This is a genomic window from Halorubrum sp. GN11_10-6_MGM (assembly GCF_005435165.1).
Taxonomy (GTDB): domain Archaea; phylum Halobacteriota; class Halobacteria; order Halobacteriales; family Haloferacaceae; genus Halorubrum.
This window is the reverse complement of record NZ_SGUC01000014.1, coordinates 16,102-34,031: the sequence shown is the minus strand read 5'-3', so window position 1 is coordinate 34,031 and position 17,930 is coordinate 16,102. Positions and strand designations below refer to the sequence as shown.

Genomic DNA, 17,930 nt, shown 5'->3' with positions numbered 1-17,930 from the left:
CTCAATCGTCGTACTCGTCTGTGGCTGTGAGCCAAGCGAGTACTAGACGAACGCAGGCGGCAATCCCGTGTTCCCCAGCCCCTGACGGGTAGTCCGCGTGGGAGCCGGGTTATGCGGGTGAGAGTGTCCGGAGATCGCCGGAGTGCGTCGCACTCTCGTATTCGATGGCGACGCAGACCCGGTGATTCTCGTTCGGTTTCTCCGGACGCTGGTCTTGTAGGGACTCGCCAAACACGCGACTCGCGGCTAAGCGAGAACGAGCACGCCGCGATTTGAGGCGAGTGTCGACCATGTTGGGGACTTCTCCGTTTATCGGGGTTGTTTCGGACGTCAATATTTGTTATCGTGGCAATTATATTAAACTTAGTTAGAGTGTGATGACCACACTCACAGTATATCACAGTTCATTCCCGCGAAGGTCGGCACTGCGGGCAATGGTTTCTCGGAGACTATGTTCTCCAGATCCCTCGAAAGCAACGTTGCCGACGATCCACTACTGGACGCCGGGCAGGCAGAGCCGTCGTTTCTCAGGTCAGCCACGCGTCCACTCGTGAGCACGCGGGCGATCGTGACTCGAATACGCGAAGCGATCGCGGACAGGAACAGTCTCGACTGGCTCAACGACTAAAAACGTATAGCGTTCACGAATACGCGTCGTTGAACTCGCGTTCACGACGCATGAGCTCTTCGACACCGTGATCGAGAATCCCGCGACCCATCCCTGTCGGTCGATAGTACGTGTAGAAACCCTGGCTATCCGCGGTCCGTCGCTGGCGCTTGTCGACGAGTCCGACGGCAACCAGTTCGTCGAGGTGGTAGTGGAAGTTGTGAGACTCGACGTCGACTGCGGCCTTGAGATCTGCGGCACTCAGTTCGTCGTTGGCGACGAGCGTTCGCAGGATCCGAAACCGCGTCGGATGGCCGATCGCCTGTTGCATCGAGAGGTATTCTGCGAGCGTCAGCCCGCTCTCGTCGGGAAGCAGCGGGTCCGGCTGCCGAATCTCCTCCGGTTGCTGGCGATCGGTTTCGGACATCTGGAGTGCCTCTGCTTGAACGATAGCACGCGCTGTACTTAGGTGTTCTCGACTAGAATATCTTTGAGAATCCCGATATTTATATACTATCACTTTGAATCACCGACTCGAATGCGGCAACGGATCATCGACAACCTTCCCCGTGCCGCCGGTGACTCGGATGCGCTTGCTCCGGTCCGGCGAGAACGGTTTCTCGTCTATCTAATGGGGCCGTATCGAACGTTCGACGTCGACGCGCTGCTCCCGACGGACGCCGACGTCGAAAACGATGTCCCGTCGTTTGCGACGTGGGACGACACCACCGGCGAGTACGCCGAGGACGCGGTCTTACGTCTCCTTCAGGAGACACGAGACTGTCTCCGTGACCGCGGCTTCAACGCGTTCCTCGCGATCGATGTCGGGATCTCACTCGACGAGATGGACGCCGCCACTCAGAGTATCGCCTTCGCAGAGGCGAGTAACGCGACGATCTTCATCGCCCCGCAGGTCGGCGACAACCTCGGCGTCGGGATCGAGATCGGGAGCGTCCTCGAGGATCTCCTGTCGACGGATGACATGCGAGGGCCGGCAAGTGACGCGACACCACCGGAACGCGCACGACGGGTGCTGGTCGCGACCGAACCATCAGTTCGCAGTGCGATGCTCGGAGCCGTCCACGCACGCTGGGACGCGAGCCTCCGGACGTTCACTGATGCGGAGGACTGCTGTCGACTTTGTGCACAGTTCTGTACGCATCTTCAGAACGAAGAACTGTATGGCTCACTCGATAGCGTCGAGTGAATCGCCAGATCTTCTCGACGCTTTCGAGAATGTCATCAAGGTAGTCGAGAACTTCTGTCATACAAAGACGAGATCGTCGGCAACTCGGGATTCGATCCGTGGTTTCAACGAATCCTTCGTCACGAGGTCGACTTCGACGCCGAGCTGATCCGTCAGCTCGTTTTCTAATCGCACGAGATCGAACAACGTCACTGGCTGCTCGAACCCGACGAGGACGTCGAAGTCGCTGTCTGACTGTTGTTCACCGCGGGCATACGACCCGAAGATACCCAACTCGCTGATCGGATACTCCTGCTCGAGCCGCGGCTTGAGCTGTGCGAGCCGAGTCGAGATACCCCCGGCTGATTCCATACCGTACCCTAGGGTACGATAGCTAATAGACTCTAGGTAGACAGTATTTCAACGGAGACGTATCGATGGGACACACCCAGTACCGAGTGAAGACGGGATCGGAGGGTCGATGTGACCGATTCGCTGTTATCGACACCCACACCCGATACCGAGTGAGATCGGTCCACGAGATACATGGTTCGTCGGTGGCCGACTGTGGCGAATGTCACTCGGATTGGGGTGTGTAGTGTATGGATATAACATATTTAAAAAGAACTGAATAGTACTTTGTAATCTTCTAAAACTATTTTAATGAATCTCACTCGGTATGAGGTCGATGGATATATCCCAGATGACGTTGACACACGAGTATGACGGAACGCGGTGACATCTTCGAGACGGGAGAGATCTTCAGGGAGCGAGAGCTGGTTCGCGTCGGCCACGTCCCCGATCTCGACCGTGTCGTCGGCCGCGACGGAGAGATCGAGTCGATGGGGAGCGCGCTCGCTCCCGCGATACGCGGCGGCCCGCCCGAGACGACGATCGTCTACGGAAAGACCGGGACCGGAAAATCACTCGTTACGAGGTGTGTCACCAGGGAGGCCAGACGTCGCGCAACGGCGAACGGAAACACGTTCGCGTACGCCTACATCGACTGCTCGGATTACGGGACCGAAGCGCAGGCGAGTCGGCAGATGGCGCGTGAACTTCACGAACGGCTCGGGGACGCCGTCGACGATCGCTCGATTCCCCGGCGCGGTATCGGGGCCGCGGACTACCGCGACATCACTTGGGAGCTACTCACCGAAGGCGACGTCGACGCGTTCGTGGTCGTCTTAGACGAGATCGACAAACTCGACGGCGACGCGCTCTTGCGGAGCCTCTCGCGCGCACAGGAAAGCGGAAAGGCGGACACGTTCGTCGGCGCGATCTGTATCAGCAACAAGATCGAGTACCGCGAACGACTCGGCGAGCGCGTCGATTCCTCGCTCCAGGACAACGAGCTCGTCTTCGATCCTTACGACGCCACACAGATCGAGGCGATCCTCTCCCGTCGCCGGGACGCCTTCGCGGATGGCGTACTCGACGACGGTGTCATTCCGAAGACCGCAGCGCTCGCCGCCCGTGAACACGGTGACGCCCGGAAGGCGATCGATATGCTGTACGAAGCGGGGCGGCTGGCCGAACAGGAACAGGCTGATCACGTCACGGAAGTTCACGTTGATGACGCTGTCGACCGTGCGGAAATAAACCGATTCCAGAAACTCGTGAGCGGACAGACGCCGCATGTGAAACACATCCTCCGGGCGCTCGCACTCCTCACCGAACAGGCCGATACACGGACGTTTCGCACGGCAGAAGTCTATGATGCCTATCAGAAGATCGCCGAGCAGGCCGGTACGACGCCGCTGAGCTACGACCGCGTCCAACGCCTCCTCAAAGAGCAGGCGTTTCTCGGTGTCACCGAGAGCAAACACACGGGTGGTGGCCACCGCGGCGGGAGCTATCGAGTCCACCGCCTGCTTCGATCGCCGGAGATCGTTACGAAAGGACTTGACGGCCAGTAGCAGGTGATCTAGTAACTGGTAACTCATCTCCAGCTCCGACTGGTCGGACTCACTCGGTACGAGGGGTGTCTCTGCCCGACCGTCACTCTCATTCGACGCGACCGTACCAGACTAGTGTACACTCGGTACGGGGTGTGTCCCGGTCTCAGAGGGAATCGATCAGTAGTAGTTGCTTATCTAATTGGTTACATCCCGTCTACTCGTCCGGTCGTTCGACGCCCTCCTGAAGATCGGCCAGATCCCGTTCGATTCGTTCGATATGCGTTTCCAGTTCTTCGACGCTCATCAGGGCGAGCCGGATGAACCCCTCGTCGTGCTCCGGCATCAACGGGAGCCGGCTCTCCGAGGGGGCCGGACTCTCAGATCGTCGCGCCCGTTTGCGGACGAGTTCTTCGCGAGCGCTGCGCAGTTCCTGATGGAGGAGTTCGTCGTGGGTATAGCCGCGATCCCGATCGATCCGAACAGCTATTATGAAGGCGATAATATTATCGTACACATAATGATAAACCGGAAGCGAGAACTCGAGTGGCTCACGTCACACCTCTCTCAAGAGGAGCGACAGCTACTCGTCGTCTACGGGAGACGACGCGTCGGCAAGACGACTCTCGTAACGACCGCACTTGAAGAAGTAAAGCGGACGTCGATCTACTATCTCTGTGACGAGCGGGGGTCAAAACACAACGCCCGACGATTTGCGTCGCAGTGTGCTGATGCGTTTGATGACATCACACCCGATGTCGACGACTTCGTGGAGGCGTTTCGATATCTCACCGCTCGCGTCGACGATCCATGCGTGGTGGCACTCGACGAGTTTTCGTATCTCGTGGACGGCGATGAGACGATCCCGTCCGTCTTTCAGACGATCGTCGACGATGTGCTAGACGGGACGCATATCTCACTCGTACTGTTGGGGTCATCGATTTCGATGATGGAAGACGGTGTGTTGAGCTACGAGAGCCCCTTGTACGGGCGACGGACGGGACAATGGGAACTCGCGCCGCTCTCGTTCGCGGATGTCCGCGCGTTTTTCCCGCAGACCGATCTGGAGACGCAGATCCAGCTGTACAGCGTTCTGGGAGGCGTTCCCGCGTATCTCGAACAGTTCGACCCGGAGCAATCTCTCTTCGAGAACATCGAGCAGGCGATCCTCTCGAAGGGTGCGTTCCTCTACGAGGAGCCGGAGTTTCTGTTACGGCAGGAACTCCGCGAGCCCGCCACGTATCTGGCTATCTTGGAAGCGATCGCCGCTGGAGCGACCCGTGTTACCGAGATCGCCAACGAGATCGGACGCGATGCCAGCAGCCTCTCCCGATATCTCCAGAATCTAACCCAGTTGGCGATCCTCGACCGGGAGCATCCAGTCACGGACCCGGACGGGCGTGGACTCTATCGACTCACAGACGACTTCCTTCGGTTCTGGTTTCGCTACGTGGCACCGAATCGGGGGCCCTCGAACAGGGACAGACGGCGCCGGTCCGAGCGGCGCTCGCCGAGACGCTCCCGACACACACGAGTCGGACCTTCGAAACCGTGTGTCAACAGGCGGTTCGCACGACTGGGTTCCCCGTCTCCTGCTCGCGGGTCGGCCGCTGGTGGTACGGCGGTGATGAGATCGATATCGTCGGAATCAACCGAGACACGAACACGCTGCTACTCGGTGAGTGTAAATGGACCGCAACGCCCGTTGGCCGTGCGGTGTTCGATGACCTCACCGCACTGGAGTCGGAGGTCCGGTGGCAGGGAGCTGATCGGGACGTGCGCTATGCGCTTTTCTCTCGGTCCGGATTTACCGACGAGTTGCGTGAAGCAGTTGACGACCGTCCCGATACATCTCTCTACGGACTGGACGAACTCGCTGCTTTGTTCAACTCTGCTCAGTAGGCTTCCTTATTGTGACTTGCCTGGGCCGACAGGCACGAGGCAAATCCTTCGAGAGTTCATGTTCGCCGCGCTGGCGTTTCGGATACTACTTCGCTACGTGATCTTGCTGTGACCATTTTGATTCAGAAAACGCATGTCTAGCCGCCAGTAACGTATTTACTGTCTATCTCTATAGTGTGTTAAATAGTCTATTACTATCTGGTATTCTTCATTTTATACTTCTCCATTCACTATAACTAGATCTGATTTACCATTGTCTCCTGGCATGTCTCGTTTATATACTATATCTGCCATCTTATAATCTCAACGCGAGCATACCATGCTATCGAGTCAGCAAACTGATATCGCCCGCACCAAAATCTACACCCTCACCGGCCGGTTCGGGAATCCTCATGATGTCATCTGCTCTCTGCCTACACGAGTATACGAAGAGTTCACTCGCGAGCGTGGTGTATTCCACTCGGAGTTTGAGCTACTCGTCCGGTCGCTCGACACCCTCCTGAAGATCGGCCAGATCGCGTTCGAGTCGTTCGATATGCGTTTCGAGCTCTTCGACGCTCATCAGGGCGAGCCGGATGAACGCCTCGTCGCGCTCCGGCATTAGCGGGAGCCGGCTCTCCGCGGAGGCCGTGTCCTCGGACGTGCGTTTGCGGACGAGTTCTTCGCGAGCGCTGCGCAGCTCTTGACGGAGGAGTTCGTCGTCGTTCATGGCGGTTCCACGCACTGGAACACAGCCCGCTACGGCCCCGGCGGGGCGGTCGCACGGACCGTCTACCGGGTGCGTGGTCGTCCGACCGTCGCTCGAACGTTCATATCTGATCGTATCCGAGGGAGAATAAGTACTTTCTGTGGGTGATGTCGTCGAGAGCCGATCGATACCGCCTACTCTGACTCCGACTCCTCCGAATCTCTCGACTCCTCCGACTACTCCGACTCCGACTCCCCGTCGCGACCCAGAGCGGTCTTCCACACGTCCGTCACGACCTTCCAGATCTGTCGCGAGACGATCTTCAGGTCGTACGGGAGCGACTGCTCGCGCACGTACCGGAGGTCGTACCGCAGTTTCGTCTCGGGCTCGACGCTGCTGGCGTCGTTGATCTGCGCCAGCCCGGTCAGCCCCGGCTTGATGAACCACCGCTTGCGCCACATGTCGGTCTCATCTTCCAGCAGGTGTTCCTCCTCGGTCCACACCGCCCGCGGGCCGACGACGCTCATGTCGCCGCGCAGGATCGACCACAGCTGCGGGATCTCGTCGAGATGCGTCGGCCGAATGGCCCGCCCGACGCGCGTGATGCGGTCGTTCTCCCCGTCGTCGACCGGTGTTGCGGACTCCCCCTCCGGCGCCATCGACCGGAACTTGAACACGTCGAACGTCTCGCCGAACACCGCGGTGCGCTCCTGTCGGTACAACACCGCACCGCCGTCATCCATCTTAATGGCGAGTGCGATCAGCACGATTACGGGCGACAATGCGATGAGCCCCACCGCGGCGAACGCCACGTCGAACGCGCGCTTGAACAGGTGGTCTTGGACGTCCCACGGTTCGATCTCGACGTCGACGAGCGACGCGCCCGGGTCGCCGTCCGCGGTCAACACGGTGTCTGCGTGGTCGCGGTGGACCTTCGCGGCCACGCCGTGCTCGTAACAGGCGTCGAGCGCGCCGAAGAACTCCGCGCGGTCGGCCTCCCCGAACGCCAACACGACGGTGTCGACGTCGTGCTCGACGAGGATATCCTCCAGCCGCGAGAGCCCCCCCAGCCGCGGCACGTCGACGAGCGACCGCCCGCCGTCGGAGACCGCCGGCGCGTCTGTCCAGTCTCGATCTGCTGACACCCCGTCCCATGGGCCGTCCGCCGTTGCCGCAGACGTGGGACAGAGATAGCCGAGCAGTTCCGGCTCAGCCCGGTCCGCGATCGCGGCGATCTGCTCAAGATCGTCGCCGACGACGATCGCTCGCTCGCTCCGCACCTCGGGGCGGCGGAGCCAGACGAACCACGCAGGTAATATGATAAAAAGTGCCGGCGTGATCAACACGAGCGTGAGCCGCGGCACCTTGTACGTGTAATCGAAGTAGCCGACCGTCGCCAGCGCGAACACAGCGACAAGCGTACGCTTGTGCGCGAGCGCAACGATATCAAGGATGCGCCGCGGGCGTGGCTTATAGAGGGGAACGAACGCGCCCGCAATCACCGCCGCCGTTAGCGCGACCTCGATCGCAAACTCCGCGCCGGCCGGGGGGTCGGTCGGCAGTCGCCCCAGGACGGGCAGCGATCCGGCGGCCGTCTGTACGGCGCCGTTGTTCACGAGGACGACCGCGAGTGCTGCCAGCCCGGCAACCCCGCAGACGCTCGCGATCCGGTAGCGCCAGCCGGTATCCATTATCATTCGGTTGATAGGCGAACGCTGTTAAATACACTGTTTCCGCGGACAGTGTGGTGGCCGGGGGTAGTCTCTGCCCATCACGTTCCTCGCCGTCTCGTTGCGAGTCGCGTTTCGGTGCGCGCCCAACCGAAACCGCTAATCGGCGCCCCCGACACAGACACGCTAATGCCCTCGCCCGAGGAGACGACCGCGGCCGCCCGCGCGTTCCTCGCGGCCCACCCGGACGCGGAGGAGGCCCTCGCCGCGCTCGCCGAGCGTGACGCCGACGGTGAACCGTGGACGTTCGCCGACATCGCGCTTGATTCCGGTCAGTTCGGCGACTTTGTCGCCCGCGACCTCGCGACCGACGCCGGGAACGGCTATCGGCTCCGCCACCCGGAGGCGGTCCGCGCCGCGATCGAGGCGGGCCCGGCCGACCCCGACGCGACGGATGAAACTGTCTCGGCCGACGAGACTGCCCCGCCCGGCGCTCCGAAGGCGGCCGCCGGGACGAACACTGCCACCTCCGGGGTGCCGCCCTCGCTCGCTGAGTCACTCCCTGACGGGCGTACTGCCCTCGCGCTTGTCGGCGCGCTGCTCGCCGTCGCCGCCGCCCGGCTTGTCGCGGCGCCGGCCGTCCTCCGCGACGGGTTCGTCGTCTCTCCGGCCAACGACACCTACTTCTTCCGGTACTGGCAAGAGCGGCTGGCCGCCCGCGCGGATGGCGTCTTCGATTTCGGCCTGTTTGCCGACATGGGCGGCGCCGCGGGCACGCGCCCGCTCGCGCACGCCATGAACTGGTGGGTGACCGTCCTCTTCGGCGGCGTCGACGCCGCGCCCGCAGTCGCCGCGTGGCTTCCGGTCGTCGCCTCGGTGTGTCTCGGCTACGTCGTCTACCGGATCGCGAAGTCGCTCACGGGCGACGTCCGCGTGGCGCTCGCCGCGGTCGTCTTCTACGGGCTCGCCCCGGTGAACGTCGTGTACACCTCGGTCGGCTTTCTCGATCACCAAGCCCATCAGTACCTGTGGATCGGCGTGCTCGTCCTCGCACTGACCGCCCTCGCGACCGACGTCACCGGACGGGTCACGGGAAGGCCACGGCGCGGCTCGGACGACGCGGGGTCGGACGCCGGAGACGATCTTCAAGCCGCGGCGCGAGCACACGCCCGCGACGCGAGGATGTGGGCCGCCGCGTTCGTCCTCGCGGTTGCCGTGTTCGCGTCCGCGCACGCTTACGGCGGCTCGCCGCTCACGTTCGTCCCTTTGGCGGGCGTCGTCGGCCTCCGGGTTGCGCTCGACGTGCGCCACGACATCGCTCCGGGCCTCGCCAACGCGCCGCTACTTGGGGGGCTCGCCCTCGGCGCCGGGCTGGCGCTCGCCGCACACCTTGCGCTCGGCTGGCACGAGTCGATCGCCGCGGGCACGCCCCTTCTCGTCGCCGGCGGCGCGTTCGTCGTCGTCGCCCTCGGTGAGCTGTGGCGTCGCCTCTCGCTGCCGCCGCTCGGACTCGTCGCGGTCGAGGCGCTCGTGGCCCTCACCGGCCTGTTCGGCTATGCGCGGCTTCGTCCGGACGATGTTGCCCGCCTCCAGTCGCGCGCCGGTGATCTGTTCTTCCGTGAAGGAATCTCGGAGACAGTATCACTGTTCTCACCGGACTTCGCGGTCGTGTTCGGGCCGCTGCTCCAACTTGGAGTGGGGTTCTACTTCGCCGTCGCCGTTCTCGGGGTCGCGACGTGGGCGGTCGCGCGGCGGTATGAGCCCGGTTGGCTCGTCCTCGTCTGTTTCGCGTGGTACTACACGCTGCTTGCGACGGTTCAGGTGCGGTTTGCGGGCCAGCTCGCGATCGTCATCGCCCCCTTTGCCGGGATTGGGCTTGTCTATCTCCTGTCGGCTATCGACATCGCGCGTCCCGTCGTGACTCTTGGGCCGAACAACGAGCGTAACACCACTTCCCGGCCGAATCGGCATCGAAGTGATGACACAGTAGCCGATGAACAGTCGATCACGTCACTAGCGCTGCCATCGGGGACTCGCCTGCGCGGGTACCTCGTCGCGACGGTTGCGCTCGTCCTCTTGTTCAACCTCCTCCTTGTACCGTCGCTTGTCGGACAGACCACCTATGACCGCGCGCAGTTCGACGCCGCCCAGACCGTCGACGCCCACGCAGAGCAGGTTGAGCGTGAGTATCCCCGCAACTTCGTGTTGAGTCAGTGGGGCGATAACCGCATGTACAACTACTTCGTGAGTGGTGAGGCCCAGAGCTACGGCTACGCACGAAGCAACCACGGTTCGTTCCTCGCATCTCCGGACCCCGACGCCGAATATGACCGGCTCCGCGATCGGGTCGGGTACGTCGTACTAACTGAGCGCGAGAACGCGCCGGCAACGAACACCACGTACGCAGCGCTTCATGAGGGGCTTGGTGTCGGCCGTAACGACACCGATCCGGTCGGCCATTACCAACTGCTCGCGGCCGATGATGGCGTCCGGACGTTTGCGGTCGTGTCAGGGGCCGTGATCGAAGTAGCCGAACCAACCGACGCGCAGGTGTCGGCGACGACAGCAGTGACGCTCGCGGAGGAGACGTACACGTACACTCGGACTGCTTCTGTCTCAGATGGTACCGCTGCCATTCGCGTTGCGCATCCCGGCAAGTACACCATCGGCAACCAGACCGTCACCGTGACCGGTGAAGCCGTACTCCAAGGCAACCAGACGCAGATCTCTCTTGGCTAGGTCTCTTCTGTCAGCGTTGCTTCGGATCATGGAAGGTGGCTGTCGCGGCCGCGTTCGAGGACACAGACGCATAGGTAACCGATCCCAGCCTACTTCGCTCACCCCTTACGGGGTTCGCTCGTTGAGGGTGGGGCTTTGATGTGGTTTTCGCCCTCGGTTGGCGCGACGGGGCGTCTTGTGCGCCCCGCCTACGGACGCCCTTCGGGGTCGACAAACCCACCATTCAGGGCCGGGCTACTGCGGCCCGTACTGCGCGCCACTTGTGGACACACAGCACTAACTGGCAGTAAGATATGGTGTAACATAGTGATTGCAAAAGCTCGTGTCGGCCTCCTCTCCGGCCTACTCGCGTCGCGCTTCCGACTGAGCGTCTGAACCCCTCGCTCCTTGAGGCCCGAGGCTCCGCCTCGAAAACGCTGAAGCTCTTTGGAGTATCAGCGTCTTGGGAACGCAGACGACTGGGCAGGTCCCCTACCCTGAAAATCAGCACCCAGTCGCCTGAGAGAGCTCGACCCCAATTAACATGAGGAACCCTGTATAGGTAGATGTTCCGGTCGACTGGCGTACGCGGCTCCGATGAGATTTTTCACACAGTGGCGATAGTGTGTAATTGTCTCTCTATATTTTAAAAACGACTGTCTGACGACCGCTATCTTCTGTGTGTCGCATCCACACACTGCCGAGAGGCACACAAAGCATTTATACTCGACGATGATTGTTACAGACGCAGTACCCCTACCGATGCGGACAATGCGATGCCACACCGCGAGTAATCCGACCCAAGTCCGGTCGCGCCCTCGATGTGATGTTGGTCGACGACGAACGGGCGAGTAAGGTACGGACAAAGCACAGGTGTCGCGACGCAGACCACAAGAACATACAATGACAAACGACAATACACGCACGAAGGCCAATGCGGTCTTCTTCAGCGCTCTCATGGTGATCTCCATGGTGGCCGTTGGATTCGCGGCTGCACCTGCTGCAGCGGTTAATGTAACGGATGGAGATCGTATGGACGTTGATGGTGGTACCGCAGTTGGAAATGGAAGTTCGGTTTACCAGGGCGAAGAGAATCTCTTCTTCTACGATGACACTGGACAGAAGTTCGAGGCCAGTGACTTAGAGGGGACCTCCGGTAACCGTGAGGGTACGCCCCTCCAGATGCCGATTCCGGAAGATCAAGAGACTGGAACCTACGCTGACAACGCCGACGGAAGTGGCTTCAGTGTAACGGTCGTCCAGCCTCGGATCACCACCGCGGAGGTACGCAACAACGGTAGTACTGACGACATTAGCCAGATTGCCACTTCGAATGCGGATGACCTCAAAATCTACGCGGAGTGGAACTTTGACGACGCTGAAAACGTTTCAGTAGAGGTTACTGATCCGAACGGTGACGAAATCACTGGTGAGGTCGTCGAGGGTCCCACGGAGCTCAACAACACCGGGGAGAATACTTCCCTCAATCTGCAAACCGAAGATGCAGGTGAGTACACCGTCACCTTCGAGGGTGCCAACAACCTTGACTACGACAGCGTGGTCCAGGAGTACACCATCGAGACCACTTCCCAGGACCAGCTTTCGATCGATACTGCTGAGGACTCTGTCACACGCGGTGACAACCTCCAGTACACCCTGAGCGGCGGAACGAATGGCGACGAACACGTTGTTGCCATTGACGCAGGCGACTTCCGCGACGGTGTCAGCTACGACAATGCGGAAGACATCTTCCGTAACGTTCAGGACGTCAACGCGACTGGCGTCTACAATGGGACTGATACGCCTAACGAGATGGAGTACGCGTACGCCACCGTCGAGATTGATGGTACGCAGGGCGTCGGCTCCATCGAGACGGCATATCTCGATGACTCCTCGATCGACGTTAATGTCTATGAGGAGAGCTCGGTTGACGATACTAGCAACCTGACGTCTGCAGATGATGTCAGCTTCGACGTCGAGGAGGGAGAGGTTTCCCTCAACAGCCCGACCGACACCTACACGGTCGGTTCTGAAGTCGACATCAATGGTACCGCCCAGAGTGCCGACGAAGTTGCGATATACGCTCGTGACAACAGCGACTGGGAACTGCTCAACATCTCCGGCGACGCTGGCGATGTTGACAAGGACTACATCTCCGTCGACTCGGACGACAGCTTCGAAGAGGAAGATGTCCGTCTCTCGTCGGCCAGCAACATCTTCTCCTTCGAGGGTCAGTACGACATCGGTGTCGTCGATACCTCCGACCTGAGCAGTGAAGATGTTGACGACCCCAGCGAACTCACCACATCGCAGTTCAGCAGCGCATCGAGTGCGCGGTACACGCTCAGTGTCCAGCCCGGTGACCTGACCGCGAACTTCGGCACGATCAACGGACAGATCGACAGCGTCGATGCGGAAATTGACGTTGAAGGTACCGCAGCTGGTCAGGACGAAGTGGTCATCGCATTCGTTGGTGAGCGTGGTGACACGGTTACCACGACCGCAACTGTCGACAGCGATGAGACGTTCGAAGAAGAAGATATCTCGCTGGACGACATCTCCCAGGGTTCGGTCTCTGGTCACGTGATCTCACCCGGCCGTGACGGTGAGTACGGTGACGAATTCGGATCTGATGCGCAGACCGTTGCGGGTGAAATTGAAAGCTTTGGCGACGGTAGCAGTACCGGCGACCAGATCCGCAGCCAGATCCTCTCGAACACGGTCGACGACACCGGGAGCGACGACCTGATCGTCAACCAGAACTTCCGGCTGAACGATCCGACGCTCTCGATCAACGACGTCTACCCTGAGCAGGCTGAGGCCTCGGGCATCAACCCGGTTGCGACCGGCGAGACGCTCGTTGTCGGCGGTGACACCAACCGTCAGCCCGACAACGCGGCGATCACGCTCGAACTCCTGACGCAGGAAGACGACTCTGTTGCGTCGGCTTCCACCGACGAGTGGGGAAGCGACGGTCAGTGGAACGCTTCCTTCGACACGTCTGACGTTGAGACCGGCACGTACATTCTCGAAGCTGACGACGGCGAAAGTACGGACCGTGTCAACGTTGAGATCGTCGAAGAACGCGAGGATCCGTCTGACGGCGACGACGACTCCAGTGGCGACGACAGCTCTGGTGACGACTCTAGCGGAGACGACTCCAGTGGCGACGACAGCTCTGGTGACGACTCCTCTGGTGACGACACCTCTGGTGACGACTCCAGTGGCGACGACAGCTCTGGTGACGACACCTCTGGTGACGACTCCAGTGGCGACGACTCCAGCGGTGACGGCTCCACCGAGGACGGCACGCCCGGCTTCGGTGCGCTCGTCGCGCTCGTCGCGCTCATCGCCGCTGCGTTGCTCGCGACCCGCCGCGACAACTAACGATCACTAATCACCGAACGGACAACCCGTTCGGCTCACGCAGTTTGCGGTTCCATTTTTTCACACTCATCTCACACTCGTAAGCGCCGTAGCTCGGTAGCTTTGTACGATGTGGTGTGGTAGATCTTGGCGGGTGAGTGCGAGTGGGATGTGGTCCTGACCGCTCTGTAAACTGTCGCGCCTCGTGTGACACGTTGTGCGAGAGATGGATATTAGTTTTCGCGTTCTCACCAGTCTGCCATGTAGTGAGACCGCCAAGGAGAGCCTTCAAAGCGTCCGATCACGACACTCGGTCACAGAAAGTATTTACCCGCGACGACGATAGTATGCTATATCCATGGATACACGTCTCGCCCTCGTCGCCGCCGTCCTCCTCGTCGGGTTCGGGGCGATCGCCGCACCGATCGCCGCCCCCGCAGCGGCACAGTCTGGGTCAGCAGTCGGCTTCAGCGAGGCCCAGACAACGGTCACCCAGGGCGATGTCGCCACTATCGAACTCCAGTTGCGTAACACCGATCAGGCCACACTCCAGATCGACTCGGCCAACCAGCAGTATCGAGCAACGCTCCGCGTCCGTGACGGCAACGGCGATGGAACTGTCTCTGTGCGGGCAAACACCATCAGGGGAGGAAGTATCGATGATGCCGACCGCTTTACCGCGGGGAGTGACGCGGACACTGTCGATCTCTTGACCGAGTCAGGCATGTCTGATACTTCGACGGTCACCGCGCTTGACCCTGGCCGTTACAATCTGATCGTCTCTACTAATAAGACGAGCGTTGCGGCGGTCCTCACTGTCGACGAGCCAGAGGCAGGTGGAAGCCATGTCAATGTGATCGCTCCCAACACACCTGTAATTGGAATGGAAAACGATCCGGTGACCAATACGAGTGAGATCGACGCGGATGAGTCAACGGTCTCGACAGATGCCACTGGGTCACCCCTGTCGGCTGCCCGTGGAGATCGCGTCCGGACACAGTTTGGGGTGAGTGGGATCGGTGGGCTCGCTGAATTGCCAGCGCCCGCGCGTAACCTCGTCTACGCCACCGATAGTGCGCCGACCGCAGACACAACGCATACCGTTCAGACAGTCCCGAACGAGACTGTCTCGATGCGGTCATTAACCATCGATTACGGCGTCGACGACAACGTGCCGCCGCGGGGCGTCCATCAGTTTTCCCCAAGCGACATCGACGTGCTCGGTGTTGATGAGACGGGTGATGGCTTTGTTGACCGCTCTGTCGGATTCGCGATTCAAAATATTCGAACAAGCACGGATGGGCGTATGACAATCACCTTTGACCGTCCAGTTACCGTGTCAAAGAACCATACGCTCCTTACAGCCTACGAGATGCGTAACCCCGACACAAGGGGTGCCGCAGACGTGAGTGTGACACTTCACGGTGACCGGTCAACGCACCGCGAACGTGGCACCGTGCTGTACGGTCCTGCTGGCAATGGGACACTCGGTTACGGCGTAGACCTTCGCCCGCAGACGGCAACTGGTGACGTACCGACCGCGCCGCTCGCCGCAGTTGACACAACATACGAGCCCGCGGCAGGTGGACTCGTTACAACTGTGGACACTGATGCGTTCGCAACTGGTGAGTACACACTGGACGTTACAGTCGGTGAGGCTGCTCCCCCGTCTGTCCCACGTGTCTCGTTTAGCGAGTCGTTCGTGATTGTCGAACCAGATGTCGAATTCACGAATCAGTCCGTGAGTGGTACATCACAGCTTCCTGTGACTGCTGACACCAATCTTGCGCCGGGTGGATCGGTTATCATTCGCGTGACAGCCGAAGCGCCCAACGGTGGTATCAGTCAGGTACTCAACTGTGTAGCTACCGTTGAGTCTGATGGATCTCTTGGGTGCGAATTCGATCTGTCCAGTTCTGCGGATAATTTCGATATTGAAGTTTCTATACTGCGTGGTGAGTCTACTATTGCTGGTCCGACGAAATATAACTGAAATTTCTAATTAACTCGCTCTTCAGTAAACTGGTGGTAATAGGAGTATTAGCTGAAAGTAGGCGCTAAGCCCCCTTCCTCAGCGAACGCCGACCGAACGGGAGGCGCGAGCAGGGAGGGGATACAGCGCCGCACAGTTCTCATACACGATTCAGTGGCAGGCCCACAGGTCCACGCACTCGCAACGTTTGTTGCAGTAGGGTAGCATAGTATCGACCGAACCCAATGGAGTACGACCTCGACTCGGGAGCGCACTCGATGTATTCCCTGCACTACCACCTGATACTCACCACGAAGTATCGGCGCGGAGTGCTAACCGAGGAGCGAACCCAATTCATTCACGAGGTCATCAGCGGGTTCACGGACAACTACGGCGTCGAACTGACGAACCTCGACGGCGAGGACGACCACGTACACATCCTGTTCCGAGCGAAACCAACCACAGACCTCGTGAAGTTCATCAACACGGTCAAAGGCGCGACCGCCCGCCGAATCCGCAACGAGTACGCGGACGAACTGAAGACCGAACTGTGGGGAGACTCGTTCTGGAACGACTCGTACTGCCTCATCTCGACGGGGCAGGTGTCGCTAGATGTGCTGAAACAGTACGTCGAGAACCAACGCGAGTAGAATGTACTACGCCTACAAGTACCGTCTCAAGCCGTCCGACGCCCACCGTGAGGAGTTGGACCGCCACCGTGACATTTGTAGGCAACTGTACATCCACACGCTCTACCGCCTCAACGAGTACCAAGACGGACACGGTGAACTGCCGTCCATGGCCACGCTGCGGTCGGAGCTACCCGACCTCAAGAAGTGGTGGGACGGCCTCTCGGACGTGTACTCGAAGGTTCTCCAAACCGTCGTGGAACGCCTGTTCGACAACCTCAAAGGACTCTCCAAACTCAAGGAGAACGGCTACGGCGTCGGTCAACTCAAGTGGAAGCCGCCACGGGAGTTCCGCAGTTTCACATATAGTCAGTCTGGCTTCAAGCTCGACAAGAAGGGCGGTCAGACTGTCCTGTCACTCTCGAAACTCGCGGACATCCCGATACGGCTTCACCGCGCCATCCCCGACGACGCGAAGATCAAACAGGTCACGGTCAAGAAGGAACCGACGGGCGAGTGGTTCGCCACGTTCGGTGTCGAAATGGACCGTGAGCCGCCCGAACCGCCTGAGAATCCCGAGAAGTGCGTCGGCATTGACGTGGGGATTCTCAAGTACGCCCACGACACCGACGGTACGGCGGTTGGGTCGCTTGACCTCTCCGACGAACGCGAACGCTTGGAACGCGAGCAACGGAAACTCTCGCGGAAGCAACACGGGTCGAACAACTACGAGAAGCAACGGCGGCGCGTTGCGGAGTGTCACGCCGACCTCCGTCGGAAGCGCGGCGACTTCTTGCACAAACTCTCAGCGTACTACGCACGGGAGTACGACCTCGTAGCAGTCGAAGACCTGAACGTGAAGGGAATGATGGAGTCGCCGTCGAACAGCCGCAACACTGCCTCTGCCGCGTGGCGGACGTTCCTCTCGTTGCTCGAATACAAGTGCAAGCGAGAGGGAACGCACTTCGTCGCGGTCAACCCGAGAGGGACGACCAAGGAGTGCGCGTCGTGCGGCGTCTCGACGGACAAACCGTTGTGGGTCCGTGAACATTCCTGTCCTGCCTGTGGGTTTGAGGCGGACAGGGACGCGAATGCGGCGTGGAACATTCTTTCTCGCGGCCTTGAAGACGTAGGAGTGGGATACTCCGAATCAACGCCTGTGGAGACTGCGCTCCCTGTGGATACACCTGTGTCTGCAAAGCGCGTCGTGGAAGCAGGAAGCCCTACCCTCACAGAGCGAACGGCGTCAGCCGTGAGCGAGTAGGGTAGGGTAGTTCACAAACGAATGTACACG

12 protein-coding genes and 1 pseudogene are annotated in these 17,930 nt (G+C 60.2%); 8 read left to right on the top strand and 5 right to left on the bottom strand.

Going from position 1 to position 17,930, the window contains the following annotated elements; all coding sequences use genetic code 11:
- Window positions 1-641: 641 nt before the first annotated feature.
- Window positions 642-1,034, bottom strand: a complete 393-nt coding sequence (locus EXE46_RS08755) for a helix-turn-helix domain-containing protein (protein WP_137688037.1) — start codon at window positions 1,032-1,034, stop codon at window positions 642-644.
- A gap of 111 nt (window positions 1,035-1,145) precedes the next feature.
- Between EXE46_RS08755 and EXE46_RS08750 the strand changes: the two genes are divergently transcribed.
- Window positions 1,146-1,814, top strand: coding sequence for a hypothetical protein (locus tag EXE46_RS08750; RefSeq protein WP_137688036.1), 669 nt, complete (start codon window positions 1,146-1,148; stop codon window positions 1,812-1,814).
- 57 nt (window positions 1,815-1,871) lie between these two features.
- Here EXE46_RS08750 and EXE46_RS08745 read toward each other — a convergent pair whose 3' ends face one another.
- Entirely contained in the window at window positions 1,872-2,165 is a 294-nt protein-coding gene (locus EXE46_RS08745) for a nucleotidyltransferase family protein (protein ID WP_137688035.1), read from the bottom strand.
- Between the two features lie 350 nt (window positions 2,166-2,515).
- Between EXE46_RS08745 and EXE46_RS08740 the strand changes: the two genes are divergently transcribed.
- Entirely contained in the window at window positions 2,516-3,712 is a 1,197-nt protein-coding gene (locus tag EXE46_RS08740) for a Cdc6/Cdc18 family protein (protein ID WP_137688034.1), read from the top strand.
- Between the two features lie 196 nt (window positions 3,713-3,908).
- Here EXE46_RS08740 and EXE46_RS17610 read toward each other — a convergent pair whose 3' ends face one another.
- Entirely contained in the window at window positions 3,909-4,037 is a 129-nt protein-coding gene (locus EXE46_RS17610; RefSeq protein WP_255509516.1) for a hypothetical protein, read from the bottom strand.
- Between the two features lie 174 nt (window positions 4,038-4,211).
- On the opposite strand from EXE46_RS17610, the pseudogene EXE46_RS08730 reads away from it, so the two are divergent.
- Window positions 4,212-5,593: pseudogene (locus EXE46_RS08730) on the top strand (ATP-binding protein).
- Window positions 5,594-6,065: 472 nt separating this feature from the next.
- Here EXE46_RS08730 and EXE46_RS08725 read toward each other — a convergent pair.
- Both EXE46_RS08725 and EXE46_RS08720 read right to left on the bottom strand, forming a co-directional pair.
- Window positions 6,066-6,302: a hypothetical protein gene (locus EXE46_RS08725; RefSeq protein ID WP_137688033.1), complete on the bottom strand. Its 237-nt coding sequence runs from the start codon at window positions 6,300-6,302 to the stop codon at window positions 6,066-6,068.
- Between the two features lie 215 nt (window positions 6,303-6,517).
- The gene (locus EXE46_RS08720) at window positions 6,518-7,972 is read right to left on the bottom strand and encodes a sugar transferase (RefSeq protein ID WP_137688085.1); all 1,455 of its coding nucleotides are present in this window, start codon (window positions 7,970-7,972) and stop codon (window positions 6,518-6,520) included.
- Window positions 7,973-8,140: 168 nt separating this feature from the next.
- Here EXE46_RS08720 and EXE46_RS08715 point away from each other — a divergent pair, with 168 nt between their 5' ends.
- The 5 genes from EXE46_RS08715 (at window position 8,141) to EXE46_RS08695 (ending at window position 17,900) form a co-directional block, all read left to right on the top strand.
- The gene (locus EXE46_RS08715) at window positions 8,141-10,690 is read left to right on the top strand and encodes a hypothetical protein (protein ID WP_137688032.1); all 2,550 of its coding nucleotides are present in this window, start codon (window positions 8,141-8,143) and stop codon (window positions 10,688-10,690) included.
- An 882-nt stretch (window positions 10,691-11,572) separates the two neighbouring features.
- Window positions 11,573-14,056: an HVO_2072 family ArtA-dependent S-layer glycoprotein gene (csg, locus tag EXE46_RS08710; RefSeq protein WP_137688031.1), complete on the top strand. Its 2,484-nt coding sequence runs from the start codon at window positions 11,573-11,575 to the stop codon at window positions 14,054-14,056.
- A gap of 337 nt (window positions 14,057-14,393) precedes the next feature.
- Window positions 14,394-16,028 carry a hypothetical protein gene (locus EXE46_RS08705; protein WP_137688030.1) on the top strand — a complete coding sequence of 545 codons (1,635 nt, stop codon included), beginning with the start codon at window positions 14,394-14,396 and terminating at the stop codon, window positions 16,026-16,028.
- A gap of 224 nt (window positions 16,029-16,252) precedes the next feature.
- Complete coding sequence (gene tnpA / locus EXE46_RS08700; protein WP_137688029.1) at window positions 16,253-16,657, top strand: IS200/IS605 family transposase; 405 nt, start codon at window positions 16,253-16,255, stop codon at window positions 16,655-16,657.
- Window position 16,658: 1 nt separating this feature from the next.
- Window positions 16,659-17,900 (top strand): RNA-guided endonuclease TnpB family protein, encoded by a 1,242-nt coding sequence (locus tag EXE46_RS08695; protein WP_137688028.1) that lies wholly within the window; start codon window positions 16,659-16,661, stop codon window positions 17,898-17,900.
- Window positions 17,901-17,930: the final 30 nt, after the last annotated feature.

Excerpts from the sequence above, each read along its gene's own strand:
- EXE46_RS08755 (WP_137688037.1), bottom strand. The coding sequence starts at position 1,034 with ATGTCCGAAACCGATCGCCAGCAACCGGAGGAGATTCGGCAGCCGGAC.
- EXE46_RS08750 (WP_137688036.1), top strand. The coding sequence starts at position 1,146 with ATGCGGCAACGGATCATCGACAACCTTCCCCGTGCCGCCGGTGACTCG.
- EXE46_RS08745 (WP_137688035.1), bottom strand. The coding sequence starts at position 2,165 with ATGGAATCAGCCGGGGGTATCTCGACTCGGCTCGCACAGCTCAAGCCG.
- EXE46_RS08740 (WP_137688034.1), top strand. The coding sequence starts at position 2,516 with ATGACGGAACGCGGTGACATCTTCGAGACGGGAGAGATCTTCAGGGAG.
- EXE46_RS17610 (WP_255509516.1), bottom strand. The coding sequence starts at position 4,037 with ATGCCGGAGCACGACGAGGGGTTCATCCGGCTCGCCCTGATGAGCGTC.
- EXE46_RS08725 (WP_137688033.1), bottom strand. The coding sequence starts at position 6,302 with ATGAACGACGACGAACTCCTCCGTCAAGAGCTGCGCAGCGCTCGCGAA.
- EXE46_RS08720 (WP_137688085.1), bottom strand. The coding sequence starts at position 7,972 with ATGGATACCGGCTGGCGCTACCGGATCGCGAGCGTCTGCGGGGTTGCC.
- EXE46_RS08715 (WP_137688032.1), top strand. The coding sequence starts at position 8,141 with ATGCCCTCGCCCGAGGAGACGACCGCGGCCGCCCGCGCGTTCCTCGCG.
- csg (WP_137688031.1), top strand. The coding sequence starts at position 11,573 with ATGACAAACGACAATACACGCACGAAGGCCAATGCGGTCTTCTTCAGC.
- EXE46_RS08705 (WP_137688030.1), top strand. The coding sequence starts at position 14,394 with ATGGATACACGTCTCGCCCTCGTCGCCGCCGTCCTCCTCGTCGGGTTC.
- tnpA (WP_137688029.1), top strand. The coding sequence starts at position 16,253 with ATGGAGTACGACCTCGACTCGGGAGCGCACTCGATGTATTCCCTGCAC.
- EXE46_RS08695 (WP_137688028.1), top strand. The coding sequence starts at position 16,659 with ATGTACTACGCCTACAAGTACCGTCTCAAGCCGTCCGACGCCCACCGT.